Origin of the sequence: Leeuwenhoekiella sp. W20_SRS_FM14 (assembly GCF_052119605.1) — a bacterium.
GTDB lineage: Bacteria > Bacteroidota > Bacteroidia > Flavobacteriales > Flavobacteriaceae > Leeuwenhoekiella.
This window is the reverse complement of the sequence record NZ_JBGQOK010000001.1, coordinates 373,869-391,420: the sequence shown is the minus strand read 5'-3', so window position 1 is coordinate 391,420 and position 17,552 is coordinate 373,869. Positions and strand designations below refer to the sequence as shown.

Below are 17,552 nucleotides of genomic sequence, written 5' to 3'. Positions count from 1 at the left end.
ACCGTAATTTTGAAGCATTGCCTGTATACACTGGGCTAACGCCAATTTTTTTAACAAAAATCGCTTCATTTTTAGGCGAAAAACACGCTTTTTTGACCAATTTTCACATAGTTTTTGGTGAAAATTTCGCGCTAAAACGACAACTTGTAGTCAAAATGACTATAATTTTGAAATTTTTACGTTTTCAAAATTATTAATGTATTTTTTACATTCTTCGTAGAAGGATATAATTTGATTACAATTTGTATCGCACACAAAAATTGCTCATAACACGCATTTAATTTGATCTGGAATAACACGCACTCCAAAAAAAAATACCCCGGAATAACGTCTCGGGGTATTTTTTATATTTTACTAGATATTTTAACTAGAGTCTATAAGTATTAGGTAAAAGCACTCATCGCTATTTATCAGTTCTAAATGGCAATGCAGGTAATCCTTGAGTATTAAATACATTTGCAGTATCAGGATTATCTGCCCACGCATACCGCACATACACTGGTTTTGAAACCTGCTCACTTGTTAATACAATCGTGTTTCCTACAACCTGAGCTTCCGCCCAATAAAATTTACCATCTGCTCCTGCTACAGCAAATCCCTGGGGTTTAGCTCCTTGTATTTGAATTGAAGAATTAAATAAGTCATAATGAACGATTGCTTTATTATCTTCAATTTTTAAAGATTTAAATCGGGGTCCGCTGCTCACAACATCTTTATGATAGACCAGTTTTTTAGCTCCTAAGGCAAGCCGATGACCTACATCCTTTTTATTTAATGGGTGAATATCATTCCACTCCCCCACATCTATTAAAACGGCCATAGCCGTATTTTTTAAATCTAGCACAGCTTCCTGCGATTCGCGCATCTTGGCCCAGTCACTTTCTGTAGGTTCTTCATAAGATTTAAGAAAATTAGCAAGTTGCACCAATAAGAAAGGTGTATCCCCTTGCCCCCATTTAGAACGCCAGTCAGTAACTAAAATTTTTATCAACTCATCGTATTCATCTGCATTGCTCACATTAGACTCACCCTGATACCAGAGCATACCGGCTATTTTATAATTTAATAATGGGTTTATCATGGCGTTGTACAATCCGGTAGGTTTCCACCTAATAAAAGTAGGAGAAGCTAACGGCTCTTGGAGAGCTCCCAGTTTATACTGCCACGTGCCTTTAAGGTCTATCACTGTATCCTCAAAACGAATTTCATAGTCTTTATCTTCAACAAAACCCCCACGTCCCTGTTCATTAATTACCCGAACTACAAGCTGGTTCTTTTCTTTTAAAATACCTTTTGGAATCTCATAACGTCTTGGTGGATATTGATAGGTCGTGTTTCCTATAAATGTCCCATTAATAAAGATTGAATCTGCATCTACAATCCTTCCCATTTCTAGATGCGCTGCTTTTCCTATGAGTTCTTTAGGAAGATTAACTGTCTTTGTAAACCAAACAACACCATTAAGAGCGCCTAGATTAGTTTCTGCCCAATAGCCGGGTATTTGCATCGAATCCCAATTTGAAATCTCAAATTCTCCCGATTTCCAGTTATTCTTTAAGCCGTTATCAGCGTTATTTAATTTTGAATACCAGTCTTGCTGCCGTTTTGTATCGCTAGTTGCTATACTATCTCTATAACTATTACTTTTAAATTTTTGAGCTGAAGCCTGTGCTCCGGGAAATGATTTTAGTGCATCATAATCTAACCAGGATTCTATAGGAGAACCCCCTAAACTGGCGTTAATGATCCCCACAGGAACATTTTGATCTAAATGAATTTCTTTAGAAAAAAAATAGGCAACTGCAGAAATATCTTCAATAGTTGCGCTGTTTACCGCAACCCATTTACCACCCGGTAAATCTAATTGAGGGCCTGAAAAATCATATATTTTCGGAACTTCAAAATAACGAATATCAGGAAAATTTGCTGTGGCGATTTCCTCTTCATAAAGAGGTTTTACACGCGACATAGGCAACTCCATATTTGACTGTCCTGAGCATAGATAGACATCGCCTACCAGTACGTTGTCTACAGTAAGCGTTTCTGAGGCAGATGTTATGGTAATTGAGGATGCTTCTGCTTGATTAGGAGTTTTAAATGATGTAAGCCAGGTTCCTGCTTCATTAGTTTTCACTTTTTTTTGCTTTCCTAAAAAAGACACCATTACAGGCGCACCGGCATCTGCATAACCCCAAATATTGATTTCGGTATTGCGTTGTACGACCATCCCGTCACTTACGAGCTTAGGTAGTTTTAGTTGAGCTTCAACCCGAAATATTGAAAATAACATGAACAGACAAACTAAAATACTGTTTGTGCTTCTAAATATATATGTATTCATAGTCTCTACTTTTATTTAAAAAAATGATGTTTTGGCTTATGTGAACGTGTTATTCTAATATCGTAAAGACCACTAATAATTAAAATTATGATATGGTCATTATTACTATATGTGGTTAAATTTAATTAAATTTGATTGATCACCTCTTAATTCGTGTTATTAAATTTAAAATCATGCAATCGATTTCGTTTAAAGGTAGCCTACAGCTCATTTTAAAGCGACTTACTCACATTCAGAACAGTATACAATGAAAAAACTTTTATTCTTAATAATGCTTTGCGTTTCTATGCATTCTTACAGTCAAGATGCATACAATTTATGGTTACAATACCATCCAATTCAAAATGAAACCCTGTCAAAAGAATATACCGCGATTCTTAATACTGTGGAACTTCGTAGTACTACACCCACTTCAGCTGTTATAAAAAACGAATTAAATATAGCTGTACCAGCTATGTTGAGTATCAACCCCAATTTTGCTACCTCCTCGCCTACACTGCTTATCTCTAAAGTAGCAGATCTTTCTAAAACAGAATCAGAACAACTTAGTAGCACTCAGGAAATAGGTTCAGAAGGTTTTTATATTAAACCTATTCAAGTCAATAAAAAGAAGCTTCTTCTTATAACTGCGACAACAGATAAGGGACTTTTATACGGCACCTATTACCTATTGAACCAAATGCAGCAAAATAATTCCCTGCAAAACATAGATGTACTTGAAAATCCGCAATTACAAAAAAGACTTTTAAATCATTGGGATAATTTAGATCGCACCGTAGAGCGCGGTTATGCCGGTTTTTCTATCTGGGATTGGCACCTATTGCCAGAGGTTATTAAAAAAGAATATATAGATTATGCACGAGCTAACGCTTCAATAGGAATTAACGGTACGGTTTTAAATAATGTAAACGCAAGTGCCGAAATTCTAGAACCCTTTTATTTGGAAAAAGTAAAAGCACTCGCAGATGCTTTTCGCCCTTATGGAATACAGGTATATCTTACTGCACGCTTTTCTGCTCCTATTGAAATAGGCGGTCTGGAAACAGCAGACCCATTAAATAAAGAGGTGCGTAGTTGGTGGAACCAAAAAGTAAAGGAGATTTACACGCAGATACCTGATTTTGGAGGCTTTCTGGTAAAAGCTAATTCTGAAGGCCAACCGGGTCCTAATAATTATGGGCGTTCGCACGTAGATGGTGCAAATATGCTGGCTGAAGCCCTTGAACCTCATAACGGTATTGTAATGTGGCGGGCATTTGTATATTCAGACGAAAAACCAGACGACCGGGCAAAACAAGCCTATACCGAGTTTGTACCTTTTGATGGTACTTTTAAAGACAATGTGCTGGTTCAGGTAAAAAATGGTGCCATCGATTTTCAGCCCAGAGAGCCGTTTCATCCGCTTTTTGGCGCTATGCCTAATTCGTCTTTAATGATCGAATTTCAAATTACTCAAGAATATCTGGGAGGTATTTCACATCTAACCTTCTTGCCTAAATTATTTGAAGAAACCCTGCAAGAAGACACGTTTAGGCAGGGAGCAGGTAGTACGGTGGCTAAAGTCATTGATGGGTCATTAAGTTCTAAAAAACTTACCGGTATTGCAGGAGTATCTAATATAGGAACCGCCCATAATTGGACGGGACACCCATTTGCACAGGCCAATTGGTATGGCTATGGCAGACTCGCGTGGAATCCCATTTTAAAAGCTGAAAATATTGCGAAAGAATGGCTTAAAATGACCTTTACTTCAAACCCTAAGTTTGTAGAACCCATGACCCGGTTGCTTCTAAATTCACGCGAAGCTGCCGTAGATTATAGAACTCCATTAGGATTGCATCATATTATGGCAGCGGGTCATCACCAGGGTCCCGGACCGTGGGTAGATTATCTGGGAAGAGCAGACTGGAACTCGGTGTATTATCACAAAGCAGATAAAAACGGCATTGGGTTTGACCGCACTAAAACGGGTAGTAATGCGCTAGAACAATATGCGCCAGAGCTGCAGGAACGCTATAATGACCCAAAAACAACACCTGAGAACTACCTGCTTTGGTTTCATCATTTACCCTGGGATTATACCCTGAACAATGGCAATACGCTATGGTATAATCTTGCGCAGCACTATCAAAACGGTGTTGAAGCTGTTGAAAATATGAGTACTACCTGGCAGCAAATGAAACCTTATGTGGGAACTGATGTTTTTACAGAAACCGAAATGCTTTTAAAACTTCAGCTTAAAGAAGCACAATGGTGGCGTGACGCGTGTTTGCTGTATTTTCAGGAATTTTCGCAATTAGAAATGCCCGCATTTATTCCCAAAGCGCCCCATACGCTTGGGTATTACAAAAATTTTAGAAATAGGTATGCACCCGGAATCAACCCCTCATGGGATTAATAGAATAGATTTTATTATCAGTTATGAATACTAATACAATGTATCGAAAGCGCTTAAATTTTACGTTGGTGTTGCTTCTGTTAAACTGCACGCTATTTGCGCAGCAAAAATTAATTTCAACTGAATTTGTAACTGGAAGTTTTACCCTTGCATCTACTAAAGATACAGCGCCTGTTATAGTAGACTCCAGTGATTTTGAAGGTGTTCTGCTGGCCGCAGATAACTTTATTAAGGATATCGAACGGGTAACCGCTAAAAGCAGTTCTAAACGCTATAATGTTGAAAAAATAGGATCTATAATTATAGGTACTATTGGTAAAAACAGGTTTATAGATAATCTTATTGAAGAAGGAAATCTTGATGTAAACTCAATCAGAAATTCCTGGGAAGCTTTTAAAATTCAACAAATAAATGGAAACCTAATCATTGCCGGAAGCGATAAACGCGGCACGATTTACGGAGTTTATACCCTTTCTGAAGCAATGGGCGTTTCTCCTTGGTACTGGTGGGCAGATGTACCCATAGCGAAGGCATCAGAATTGTATGTTACCGAAAAAATGTACGTCAACCCAGGACCTAAAGTACAGTATCGGGGAATATTTATAAATGATGAAGCGCCCGCACTATCTGGTTGGGCTGAGGAAAAATTTGGTGGATTTAACCACCAGTTCTACGCACACGTATTTGAACTTATTTTAAGACTGAAAGGAAACTACCTGTGGCCTGCAATGTGGGGTAAATCTTTTAATGATGACGATCCTCAAAACCCTATTTTGGCAGATAAATACGGGATTGTAATGGGAACTTCTCATCACGAACCCTTAATGCGAGCACAGTCTGAATGGAAAAAATATGGGAGTGGTGAATGGAATTATAATACCAATGCAAAAAAACTGCAAGAATTCTGGAAAACAGGTATTGAGCGTATGGGTGCTCAGGAAAGTATTGTAACTGTTGGGATGCGGGGAGATGGCGACGAACCGATGACCGAAGGAACAGCCATTTCGCTGTTAGAAACCATAGTAAACGAGCAACGTAAAATTATTGCCTCAGTGACGCAAAAACCGGCAGAAGAGACGCCACAGCTCTGGGCGTTATACAAAGAAGTACAGGACTATTACGATCAGGGAATGCGCGTCCCTGAAGATATCACGCTGCTTCTGGCAGACGACAACTGGGGAAATATTAGAAAACTGCCGCCTTTAGATGAGGGTAACCGTAAAGGGGGTTACGGTATTTATTATCATTTTGATTATGTGGGCGGTCCACGCAGTTATAAGTGGCTAAACACAACACAAATAAGCCGGGTTTATGAGCAAATGTCACTCGCTTATGCTTACAACGCTCAAAAAATATGGCTTGTAAATGTTGGCGATATTAAGCCTATGGAATACCCTACCAGCTTTTTCCTTGACTACGCCTGGAATCCTGAAGCGTTTACACTTAGTGATTTAAAAGCCTATCCTCAAAAATGGGCTACCGGCCAATTTGGTGTCACCTACTCAGCTGAAATTGCTGAGCTGCTGCAAACGTATTCAACATTGGCAAGTAGACGTAAACCCGAGTTATTAGATTCAGAAACCTATAGTCTAGATAATTTTGAGGAAGCTGACACGATTTTAAAAGAGTATGCAGATCTTGAGGATCTGGCTCTAGCTATTCAGCAAAAATTACCCGAAACTCATCAAGCTGCCTATTATCAATTGGTTTTATTTCCCATTCAAGCACTGGCAAATCTTAACCGTATGTATATCGCTTCCGCGAAAAATAAACGCTATGCAGAGCAAGGCAGATTATCAACGGCTGACTATGGTAAGCAGGTTGAGGAGTATTTTGAAAAAGATAAAAAACTTACTGAAAAATACCACCAGCTCAACGATTCTAAATGGAATCATATGATGTCTCAAACCCATATAGGATATACCTACTGGCAACAACCCGAAGAGAACACGATGCCATCAATTGCATCTATAATTATTCCCGAAGCCGGAAGTCTGGGAGTTTCTTCTGCAGGAAGCACCGATTTTTTTCCTGAAAAAGACACCTTAAATATATTAGCCTTTGACAAATACCATAGTCAGCAGACCATTACTTTATTTAACCGCGGAAAAAAACAGATTATTTATAACGTAAAAAATCTTCCGGAATGGCTTAGTATTTCGAGCAAAAAAGGAGCATTAACAAAAGATCTTCAGCTAACGCTAAAATTAAAAAAGGATAAAATTCCAAACGCTAAAACAGCTGCAGAATTTACTATCTCACAAGGTAATTCTAATACCATACTTCACGTAGTTTATGAGCCAATTATTGTAGAAACTGCAGGACATCTTGAATATAATGGTATAGTAAGTAATCCGGCAACGGCTTTTACAACTCAAACAGGTTGGGAACTCATCCCCGATTTAGGAGTCCTAAACAGCGCAATAAGACCTATACATAAATTTAGTAAAGACATTAACCCGAAAAATACAGTGATTACCTATGACTTTACGGTTAAAAAAGATTTTGAAGGTAATCTTGAGTTTTTGTTATCTCCTACCCTAGACTTTCTTAATCAGGGAGGTCTAGAATTTAGCTATTCACTAGATAATGATGAGATTAAGACACTTAATTTAGAGAAAGATGGTTTGCAGGATTGGGATGAAGCATTGCGTACTAATAGAAATCGTATTAAAACTTCCTTACGTTTAAAAGCGGGAAAACATACACTCAACGTCTATGGTAAAGATCCCGGTATTGTACTTCAGCATATAGTTTTACAAGCTTCCTCAAATAAACAAGAATCATATCTCGTTCCTCCAGAAAGTTTGGTTATTGAGAAGTAAACATCAAGCAGTAAAATAAAAAGAGAGGCTAATGCCTCTCTTTTTTTCTTTTTGATTCTGCATTTACAAACCTTCTAAGGTTTTTATACTGCCGTCTGATTCATATTCAAGCTCCACCACTTTCATACTACGCAACCAGGTTTTACCTCCAGAAGGTTTTGAGTCGTGGTAAAATAAATACCACTTACCTTCAAACTCGAGTATAGAATGATGGGTTGTCCAGCCTACAACCGGTGTCATAATAACTCCTTGATATGTAAACGGCCCATAGGGGCTGTCTCCTGTGGCATAGCATAACTTATGCGTATTTCCTGTAGAGTATGAAAAATAATACGTGTCGTTGTATTTATGAACCCACGAAGCTTCAAAAAAGCGTCTGTCGTGATCGCCTGCTGTTAATGGCTTGCCATCTTCATCTAAAATTACAATAGGCTTAGATTCTTCTGCAAACTCAAGCATATCATCAGAAAGCTTTGCTATGCGAGATGGCAAAGCTGGTTCGTCATCTGCAGGCTCAGACGGATTCTCAATGGCTTTACCATCACGGTAGCGTTGCAACTGACCGCCCCATAAACCTCCAAAATACATATAGTAATTTCCGTTATCTTCAAATATGCAGGGATCTATAGAAAAACTCCCTTTCATAGGTGCGTCCCTGGGTATAAAAGGACCTTCGGGTTTATCGCTGGTTGCTACTCCTATTCTAAAAATATCTGTTTTATCTTTTAGCGGAAAGTATAGGTAATACGTACCATTTTTAAAAGTGATATCACAATCCCAAAGTTGTCTTCCACCCCATGGGATATCGCTCACGTGTAAGGCCTCACCGTGATCAGTTACTGCACCGTCAATCTTTTCCATAGAAAATACGTGATAATCGCGCATATCAAAATGGTCGCCATTGTCATTTTCGGCAATACCCGATTCTACATCGTGAGAAGGATAAATGTAAATTTTTCCATTAAAAACGTGTGCAGAAGGATCTGCCATATACGCGTGATCGACTAGATATCTTGGTTCTTTCATGAATAATGTATTTGTCTAATTCTAATTTAATGCGGTCTTCAATAATCTATTTACCGAGAATGTTGTCATTTGCAGTTGTTGCATATAAGCCAATTAGTGATCCTGTAAAACCACCGGCATTGTTTGTAGATAATATATCTCCAGACACAGTACCTCCCAGATTTATATAATTGTTACTATTTTCTTCGGAAAAACTAAAGCGATATGCATCGCCCTGAGCTTCTACTCTAAGATTTAAATTAGTTGTATTTTCAATCGCAACGGAAGCTATAAGAGTAGATTTTCCATTTTCTGTTCGCTCAAGAAGCAGGTGATTTTTACTACCCTTTTTGGTAACTCCAAAAACATAATTAAACCCTTCATTCTGCAGACATACAAGTCCTGCCAGCTCCTTTTCCGATTTAGGATTGAAGGTAAGCGTCGTTGTAAACGAGAAGTTTTTGTGTTGTTGTCTGTGAAATAATGTTGATGTGGGCTTCTTCTCTTTTATAGAAACTGCAAAGGATTTAATTTCTAAACCTGCTTTTGTTTGTTTTATAAAATCTTCACGCGGTCCTCTTAATCCAATCCATCGGTAATCAAGCGTATCACTTTTAAAATTTTCTGTGTAGGTGAAATTTCCGTTAGGAAAATATCCCGCTTTACCTGTTTGATTAACCACACCCGCAGGCATTTCTAATATAGGTTTTAAAGGCACTAAGCCGTTCTCAAATACCGGAAATTCTCCAGACCAGTCCACTGGTAACATAAAGGTTTCTCTACCTGTATTTACACGATCCTGCTCATTAGGTCGCACCCCTAAAAATACTCCATAGTACGTATCATTAGGACCCTGTATCAAATCTGCATGACCCGCCCAGTCTACTTTGTTTTTACGATCTTTAGGAAAATGACGCTGGGTTAAAATAGGATTCGATGGCGCAGGCGTGTAAGGTCCCGTGGGCTTATCGCTCACAAAGATCACTTCACTGTGCCAATCGCCAGTTCCTCCTTCGGCACACATTAAATAATATAAACCATTCTTTTTATAAATATGCGGACCTTCAATCCATATAGGATTATCGTTAAGATTAACACCACCGTTAACGATAATTTGATCTGAACCCGGTATAATTTTATCGGTCTCCACATCGTATTCCCAAATTTTAATTACGCGATGACCGTTGTAAAGCGGTTCGCCATCTGGAGCATCATTATGCACCACATAAGCTTTGCCATTATCATCAAAAAACAAACCGGGATCGATCCCACCAAAATCTAGTTTTATAGGATCACTCCAACCCTTTTTAGGATCTTTAGTTTTTACAACCATGTTGCCAATACCGCTGGCAATTTGCGTTGTAATCATATAGAATGTGTCGTTATTGGGATTATAGGTAATCCCTGGTGCATAAATACCTTCGCTAATACCAGAGTTTTCAACCTTCAATTGAGATTTACGATCTAAGACGTGACCCAGCTGCGTCCAGTTTACTAAATCTTTAGAATGAAATATAGGAACTCCCGGAACCATCGCGAAGGAAGAACAAACCAAATAATAATCATCTCCTTTACGTGTAATGGCAGGGTCAGGATAACAACCTTGCAATATAGGGTTGTAAAACTCTCCTTCAGCTAGAGGATAATTTTGGTATACCTCATCTTTTCCTTCATAAATAGCCTGTTTAAATACCGGATTACGAGTTGCCGATATCTTAGGCTCACTAAATTTATTTTGTACTAAAAACGAACTAAAAAGTAGTACTGAACTAACTAACACAATAGATATACGCGTATTCATAAAGACATATTTAATGCTGAAGATTGAACTATGCTACCGGAACTGTACACACCGTTTAGCTAATTTTTAAGTGCCAGTTTAATTATAGAATCAACTACCGGTTTTGCTTTATTTTCTCTATCAAATAGTAAAGGATAATCTGTACGACCGGCTATAGGCCAGTCATTTCTCCACGAGTTTCCATCATTAACACCCCAAAAAGTAATTTTTTCCATCTTATCCTGATGCTTTAAAAACACTTTAAAAAAGTCGAGATAGCGGTTAGTAAACTTTACATTTAGAGAATCTGGAATTCCATTTATATACGGGTTCATCTCCTCTTTATATTCGGCATTATTGCTTACTTCTGCTCCATCTAAGTTTTTAGGAAATGGCAGTACGGTTATGTCAAATTCGGTAACTGCAACCTTTAACCCTAAATCTGCAAAAGCCGTAATACTTTTTTCAAATTCAGCTACCGTAGGTTTATCTACACCTACATGACCTTGCATTCCCATACCATCTAGCTGCACACCCTCACTTTGAAGTTTTGAGAGCATTTTTATAATTCCTGCTCTTTTCTCTGGGTATGAAGTGTTATAGTCGTTGTAATACAATTCTGCTTCGGGATCTGCCTCGTGAGCAAATTCAAAAGCCAGTTTTAAGTAAGAGTCACCCAGAATTTCATAAAATTTACTTTTACGCAATTCACCGTTATCTAATACCGCTTCATTTACCACATCCCACGATTTTACTCTGCCCTTATAGCGCCCTACAACAGTACTTATGTGACTCTTCATCCGTTCGGTAAGTGCTACTTTATCTATTTGATTACCTAAACTATCTTTAAAAAACCACTCCGGAAGTTGTGAATGCCAGATAAGCGTATGTCCATGTACCACCATATTATTGTCTTCACCAAATTTTACAAAAGCATCTGCTGCCGTAAAATCGTAAGTCCCTTGTGCGGTAAATAAGTTTTCACTCTTCATACAGTTTTCAGCAACAATAGAATTAAACTGCTCTTTTATGAGTGCGATGTCACTAGTTGCACGACCTTCTATCTGATTTAGATTTAGTGCAGTACCTATTAAAAACTTACCTTTAAACGCATCTTTTAACGAAAGCATTTTTTCAGCAACAACTTCATCCTGCTCCTTTGAATTATTGGTTTTACAACTCAAAAAAGCAAACGAAATCAAACCTACAAGAACGATGTTTTTAAAAATGGAATTCTGTATCCTATACATAATTTTTAATTTTTGAAGTTTATAATTTAATCTATCGTAATTCACCATTTTTATTCACTCTAAAGTGACCAAAAATTTCTAAGTATATCGATTTCGTAAAATGAAAATCACATAATAATTAACAAGACCATTCTTCTATTCTTTCAATTTACGCAAAGCCATTATGTAGATTTTTTAAAAAATTGCTTCTACAAAAAATGTAAACAACTAAAATATTTACTACTTTTAAATAGTTATAGTTTATTTGACTACAAGTATAGTATTATTAATTGATATTTACAGGCTATTCTTAAATATTGATATAAATATATTTTTAACTTGCTGTAGAGCAGCGTTGTAAGAACAATTTAGCAATCTCAAAATCTTGAATCTGATTGAACTCAAAATTTTGGTAACTCTAAGTTGTACCTGATTTGCGGCTTCATCTATAAAATTTATTATGAAAAAAATTTTAATTGCTTTTATCTTTTTAGTAAATGTCTCGCTGGTTTTAGCCCAAGACGTCACTAAACATCGAGTTATTATTTTATCAGATATTGAAGCTGATCCAGATGATACACAATCTTTTATTCGTTTGTTTTTATATGCTAATGAAATTGACTTAAAGGGTCTTATTGCCACAACTTCTGTTTGGCATAAAACAGAAATCAACCCCGAGTCTATTCATAAAATAATTAATGCGTATGCTAGAGTTCAGCCAAATCTTCTAAAACACGCAAAGGGTTTTCCCGAAGCTTCTACTCTGTCCTCTTTAGTTAAAAAAGGGCCGTCTGTCTATGGAATGTTAGGCGTAGGTGCAGGAAAAGAAAGTGAAGGTTCTAAGTGGATTATTCAGGAACTAGAAAAAGAAGATTCCCGCCCGTTATGGATACCTGTTTGGGGAGGTGTAAATACTTTAGCGCAAGCCTTATTTATTATTAAAAATACACGCACTGCTACTGAAGCAAAACGCCTTATTGCAAAACTTAGAGTATATACTATTTCAGATCAGGATGATAGCGGCGTCTGGATACGTAAAAATTTTCCCGATCTATTTTACATTGTAAGTCCCGGGGACAATTACGGTAGTGCAACCTGGATTACCATAAACAGTGTAATTCAGGGAATTGATAATTCGCAAATAAGTAATACGTGGTTAGCAGAAAACATTCAGCAAAATCACGGTCCTTTAGGTGCTGCTTATCCTGATGTTGCGTGGGGAGTTGAAGGTGATACTCCCTCTTTTCTATCTTTAATCCCTAACGGTCTAAATGTTCCTGAACATCCCGAATGGGGCGGCTGGGGTGGCCGCTATGAATTGTATACACCCGATTTTTCAAAACAAAAAAAAGGAAATTCTGGAGTGCCTTTTGAAGCAGAAACACGTCCTATTTATACAGATGCCATAGACACGTATATACCCTACAAACCTAATGAATATGGCAGAAGTGTAAAGATCGACACCACTATCACCTATGCTGATAATAAAGCTACCTTATGGCGCTGGAGAGCAGATTTTCAGAATGATTTTGCAGCGCGTATAGACTGGTCTGTTCAAAGCTACGCCGATGCTAATCACAATCCGATAATAAAATTGAGTCACTCTGATCGCTTAACGGTAAAATCTGGTGAAGGTTTTGCTTTAGATGCCTTTGAAACTACAGATCCTGATGGCGATAATCTTAGTTTTTTATGGTTTAATTATCCTGAAGCCGGTTCTTATAAAAAGCTAATCAAAGTAGGTGGTGCAGAAAATGTACACAATGCATATGTGATTGCACCTCGTGTTACAAAGCCAGAAACCGCACATTTTATACTCAAAGTAACCGATAAGGGAGAACCAGCATTGTCTAGTTATAAACGTGTTATAGTAACCATTAAACCCTAGGTTGAAGGGTCTATCAAAATTAAACCTAATTCTATTTAAGTAAGGAGCTGGGAGACCTGCCAAACTGCTTTTTAAAACAGCGACTAAAATATAAAGGATCATTAAAACCTACTAAATTAGCAACTTCAGAGACGTTGTAGTTTTTTGTCTTTAATAACTGTACAGATTTTTTAAGTCGAATGGTTCGTATAAATTCGTTTGGAGATAAATCTGTAAGCTGGGTGATTTTACGATATAGCTTTGACGAACTCATTGCCATTGCATCACTTAAAAAGCCGGGAGTGAGCTCCGGGTTATTGATGTTTGTATCTATGATTTCTTTTATCGTTGAGATAAGATCTATATCTATTTGCGAATGTGCCAGCTTGAGTACATCACCTTCTTCTTCTCCCGAAAATTTCTGTTTCAGATCAAAATGAATTTTAATGATGTTGTCTATCCGTGTCTTTAAAAGCGACGGATCAAACGGTTTAACTAAATACCCATCTACTCCTATTTTATAACCTTTTATTCGATTTTCATTTTCAGCTAAAGCGGTTAACATCACTACAGCAGTATGACTAATATTAGCATCTGCTTTTAGTTCTTCTACAAATTCAAACCCATCCATAACGGGCATCATAACGTCTGCCACACAAAGTACCGGTTTTTCCTTACGGCAGATTTCAAGCCCTTCTTTTCCATTTTCGGCTTCAAACACTTTGTAATAGCCAGACAGGTATTCTACAATATAATTACGTAATTCGGTATTATCATCTATTACCAGAATTTTATGCTTTATATTGGTATTTCCGGGTACAGATTTTACAGCAGTTAGGGTATTTTCTAAATGCTGTATGGGTACTAACTCTTCAATACTTTTAGGATCTGGTTTGTAATCATAAATTTCTTCGCGTTTATAGGCCTTTTTATTTACCGGCAATTCTATGGTAAAAACACTCCCACTATCGGGATTACTACTTACTCGAATTTCTCCCTTGTGAATTTCTACTAAAGCCTTTACCAGTGACAACCCAATACCGGTGCCGGTGGTATTATCTTTACTGTTTTGAGCCTGATAAAATCTTGAAAAGATCTTTTCCTGACTTTCTACAGGAATTCCTATTCCGTCATCGCTAACTTCAATAACTAATATTTTTTTATTCCCGTCTTTAAAACCTAAATACAGATCTACATTACCAAATGTATTTGTAAACTTCAACGCATTAGAAAGTAAATTATAAAGGATTTTATTGTACTTATCCATATCAATCCAGCACATAAGATGTTCCTTTTCAATATTTAGATTAAGATTTATATTTTTAGAATGGGCCAGTTCAATAAAACTGTTGAATATATTTTTTGTGCTTACTAAAATTTCAGTTTTAGAAACCCTGAGTTTTAGTTCACCGGTTTCTGCTCTTCTAAAATCAAGAATTTGATTTACCAGACGCAGCAACCTATTGGCATTTTGATAAATTAAATCTGCACGACTGCGTGCATAATCTGTTGTATTATCAAGCTCCAGTAATTGCTTTACAGGACCCAGGATTAAGGTTAGCGGTGTTCTTAATTCGTGTGAGATATTTGTAAAAAAACGCAGCTTATCATTATTTAATTTCTCATCCTTCTCTCGTTTTACTTTTTCCAGAAGTAATTCCTGTTTTAATGCCAGTCGTATTTTGAGTTGTTTTCTAAGGATATAAAATAGAATACCCACAAAAAGCAGTATTAAGAGAACACCTTTATAACTTAGCCAAAAAGAGGGTAATATCTCTATTTGATAAGAAGCGGTTTCACTCCATACGCCATCACTATTTGCTGCTCTTAATTTAAATACATAGGTTCTGGGATATAAATTTGTGTATTGCACCGTACGTGAATCGCTGGTAGTTTCTATCCAATCTTTATCAAAACCTTCTAATTTATACTGAAATTTATTAAGACGTTCGTTCGTATACGTAGGTGTAGAAAACTGTATCGAAAAATTGCGATTTGCATAATTGAGCGTAACGCTTCTGCTGTGGTTAATATCCTCTTCAAAGGGTACTTGTCCATTTACAGTGGTGCCCGGTAATATTTCTTTATTCTGAACTTTAAACTCGGTAATTATGGGTTTAGGAGCGTAGGTATTTTCGGTAATTGCATAAGGCGAAAAATATAGAACACCGTCTTTTCCGGCTAAATAAATCGTAGCATCATCAAAATTGTAAAAACCGCTAGAACTAAAAATATCCAGACGATTACCACTCATAACATTATAAATGTTAGCTGTTTTAGTGTTTACATCATACTTTGCAATACTATTATTATTCATATTGAGCCACATATTGCCTCGCTTATCTAAGGCTATATCTGTAATCCATTTATTTTTTAGAATTTTTGGCTCCTCTACGAATTTAAAGCGATCTGTTGTTTTATCATATGCAGCCAGCCCCAGACGCGTGGCTGCCCATATTTTATTGTGTAATGTATCTATATAAATATCACTGATATTATCTTGCGGAAGTTCAAAATTTTCTGATTTTGAATGTCGGTATTCCCGTGTTTTTTGAGTAGATACATCAAAGGTTAGCACTCCGGTTTCCGTAGCAATCCATAAGGTATTTTCTAGTTTTTTAATAGTATTTATCTCGTAGCCCGAAAATAAATTACCGTGATCAACTTTAGGTTGCAACGTCTCTAAATCGAGAATACGCAGACCCTCACCAAAAGACCCTGCAATCAAAGTGTTAGCATCATATTTTAATACAGATAGTACCGCCGAGTTTGTAAAACCAATATCTACAACTTTCCCGGTGTTACTTTTATAATTATAAACCAGTAAATCGCCATTCCATAGACCACAGTAAAAAGTGATACCATCATCAGAATGAATACTTGCAATATTTTCCTTAAAATCCTGTAGTGGTTTTATGTGATTGTTAACATATAAAAACAGCCCATTATGCCAGGTCGCAACGATTAAATCACCAGTGTAGGTTTGTGCAAAACCCCGAATTCTGGGAGCCTGATTGTCTATAAATGTTGATATATCTTTATTGAGCTTAAACTCATTTTCATAGGGATCGTATTTATCGAGACCATCTTCGGTGCCTATCCATAATACTCCGGAAGCATCAAAATACAACGCTGAAATTAAATTATCTATCAGCGAGGTATCGTCAGAAAGTATGGCATAATACCACGTAAAATTACCTGATTGAATATCTTCTAATTGATCACAAACTATAAGTCCGCCAAGAGTTCCTAACCAATATTTACCATCTGGAGCTTTTGCTATAGATAGAAAATACGGTCCTAAATTTTCTCGTATCGTCTCGTCTTCAATATATAAATCGGTGAATGTATTGGTACTTCGGTCTAATTTAAAAAGACCTTTGCGGGTCCCTGCAAACAATTCACCCTGAGTATTTTCAAAAATAAAATTGAGATACGGATTTGTTTCTGTAGAATTATGTATAGCCAAGTTGTAGGTTTTTATTTCTTGAATCGCATTAACCGAATTCAATGTAATTTTAGCAACTCCTACCTTACCAAAACTTCCTATCCAAATATTCCCCTGAGAATCTTCAAAAATCTCTTTAACATAACTAACATCAGGAAGATCAATTTTTTTGAAAATTTGATTTTCTGAATCAAATAAATAAAGACCGGCATTCTTTGTACCTACCCAAACGCGCTTATTTTTATCTATTAAAACTGCCCGTATCTCCTCGTCGGGCAGGCTTCCAGACTTAGAAGAATCTGATAAGTAGGTTGTAAACTTTTGTTTATCTGTTTGAAAAAGAGTGAGCCCTTTTCGGGTACCTATCCATAAATTATGAGAATCTGCATCGAGTTCGAGTGCCGTTATGTCGTCATTCTGCAGTCTGTTTGAATCTTCTGTAGTACTCAAATACGATTTAAATTGATAACCGTCAAATCTGTTAAGACCGCCAAAGGTTCCTAACCACAAAAATCCCTGATCATCCTGCACAATATGCCGCACCGAATTGTGAGACAAACCATAGGTGTCGTTATAATGCTCAAACTTGATATTTTGAGCAGAAATACCTGTTAAGACTAAAAGAAAAATATAAAATGTGGTATGCTTCATAATTTTAA

8 protein-coding genes are annotated in these 17,552 nt (G+C 36.9%); 3 read left to right on the top strand and 5 right to left on the bottom strand.

Features of this window, described 5'->3' with window-relative positions:
• Positions 1-403: 403 nt before the first annotated feature.
• Positions 404-2,341: a sialate O-acetylesterase gene (locus tag ACEN25_RS01595; protein ID WP_441801341.1), complete on the bottom strand. Its 1,938-nt coding sequence runs from the start codon at positions 2,339-2,341 to the stop codon at positions 404-406.
• Between the two features lie 247 nt (positions 2,342-2,588).
• Between ACEN25_RS01595 and ACEN25_RS01590 the strand changes: the two genes are divergently transcribed.
• Together ACEN25_RS01590 and ACEN25_RS01585 are read left to right on the top strand one after the other, a co-directional pair.
• Positions 2,589-4,739: an alpha-glucuronidase family glycosyl hydrolase gene (locus ACEN25_RS01590; RefSeq protein ID WP_441801340.1), complete on the top strand. Its 2,151-nt coding sequence runs from the start codon at positions 2,589-2,591 to the stop codon at positions 4,737-4,739.
• A gap of 23 nt (positions 4,740-4,762) precedes the next feature.
• Positions 4,763-7,564 (top strand): glycosyl hydrolase 115 family protein, encoded by a 2,802-nt coding sequence (locus ACEN25_RS01585; protein ID WP_441801339.1) that lies wholly within the window; start codon positions 4,763-4,765, stop codon positions 7,562-7,564.
• A gap of 63 nt (positions 7,565-7,627) precedes the next feature.
• On the opposite strand, the gene ACEN25_RS01580 is transcribed toward ACEN25_RS01585, so the two are convergent.
• From ACEN25_RS01580 to ACEN25_RS01570, 3 genes are read right to left on the bottom strand one after another with little or no spacing between them, the layout of a single operon-like run.
• Positions 7,628-8,590 carry a glycoside hydrolase family 43 protein gene (locus tag ACEN25_RS01580; RefSeq protein WP_441801338.1) on the bottom strand — a complete coding sequence of 321 codons (963 nt, stop codon included), beginning with the start codon at positions 8,588-8,590 and terminating at the stop codon, positions 7,628-7,630.
• Positions 8,591-8,636: 46 nt separating this feature from the next.
• Positions 8,637-10,370, bottom strand: a complete 1,734-nt coding sequence (locus ACEN25_RS01575) for a glycoside hydrolase family 43 protein (RefSeq protein ID WP_441801337.1) — start codon at positions 10,368-10,370, stop codon at positions 8,637-8,639.
• A 59-nt stretch (positions 10,371-10,429) separates the two neighbouring features.
• Positions 10,430-11,599, bottom strand: coding sequence for an endo-1,4-beta-xylanase (locus ACEN25_RS01570; RefSeq protein ID WP_441801336.1), 1,170 nt, complete (start codon positions 11,597-11,599; stop codon positions 10,430-10,432).
• A 439-nt stretch (positions 11,600-12,038) separates the two neighbouring features.
• On the opposite strand from ACEN25_RS01570, the gene ACEN25_RS01565 reads away from it, so the two are divergent.
• Positions 12,039-13,466, top strand: coding sequence for a nucleoside hydrolase-like domain-containing protein (locus ACEN25_RS01565; protein ID WP_441801335.1), 1,428 nt, complete (start codon positions 12,039-12,041; stop codon positions 13,464-13,466).
• Positions 13,467-13,497: 31 nt separating this feature from the next.
• On the opposite strand, the gene ACEN25_RS01560 is transcribed toward ACEN25_RS01565, so the two are convergent.
• Positions 13,498-17,544 carry a two-component regulator propeller domain-containing protein gene (locus ACEN25_RS01560; protein WP_441801334.1) on the bottom strand — a complete coding sequence of 1,349 codons (4,047 nt, stop codon included), beginning with the start codon at positions 17,542-17,544 and terminating at the stop codon, positions 13,498-13,500.
• Positions 17,545-17,552: the final 8 nt, after the last annotated feature.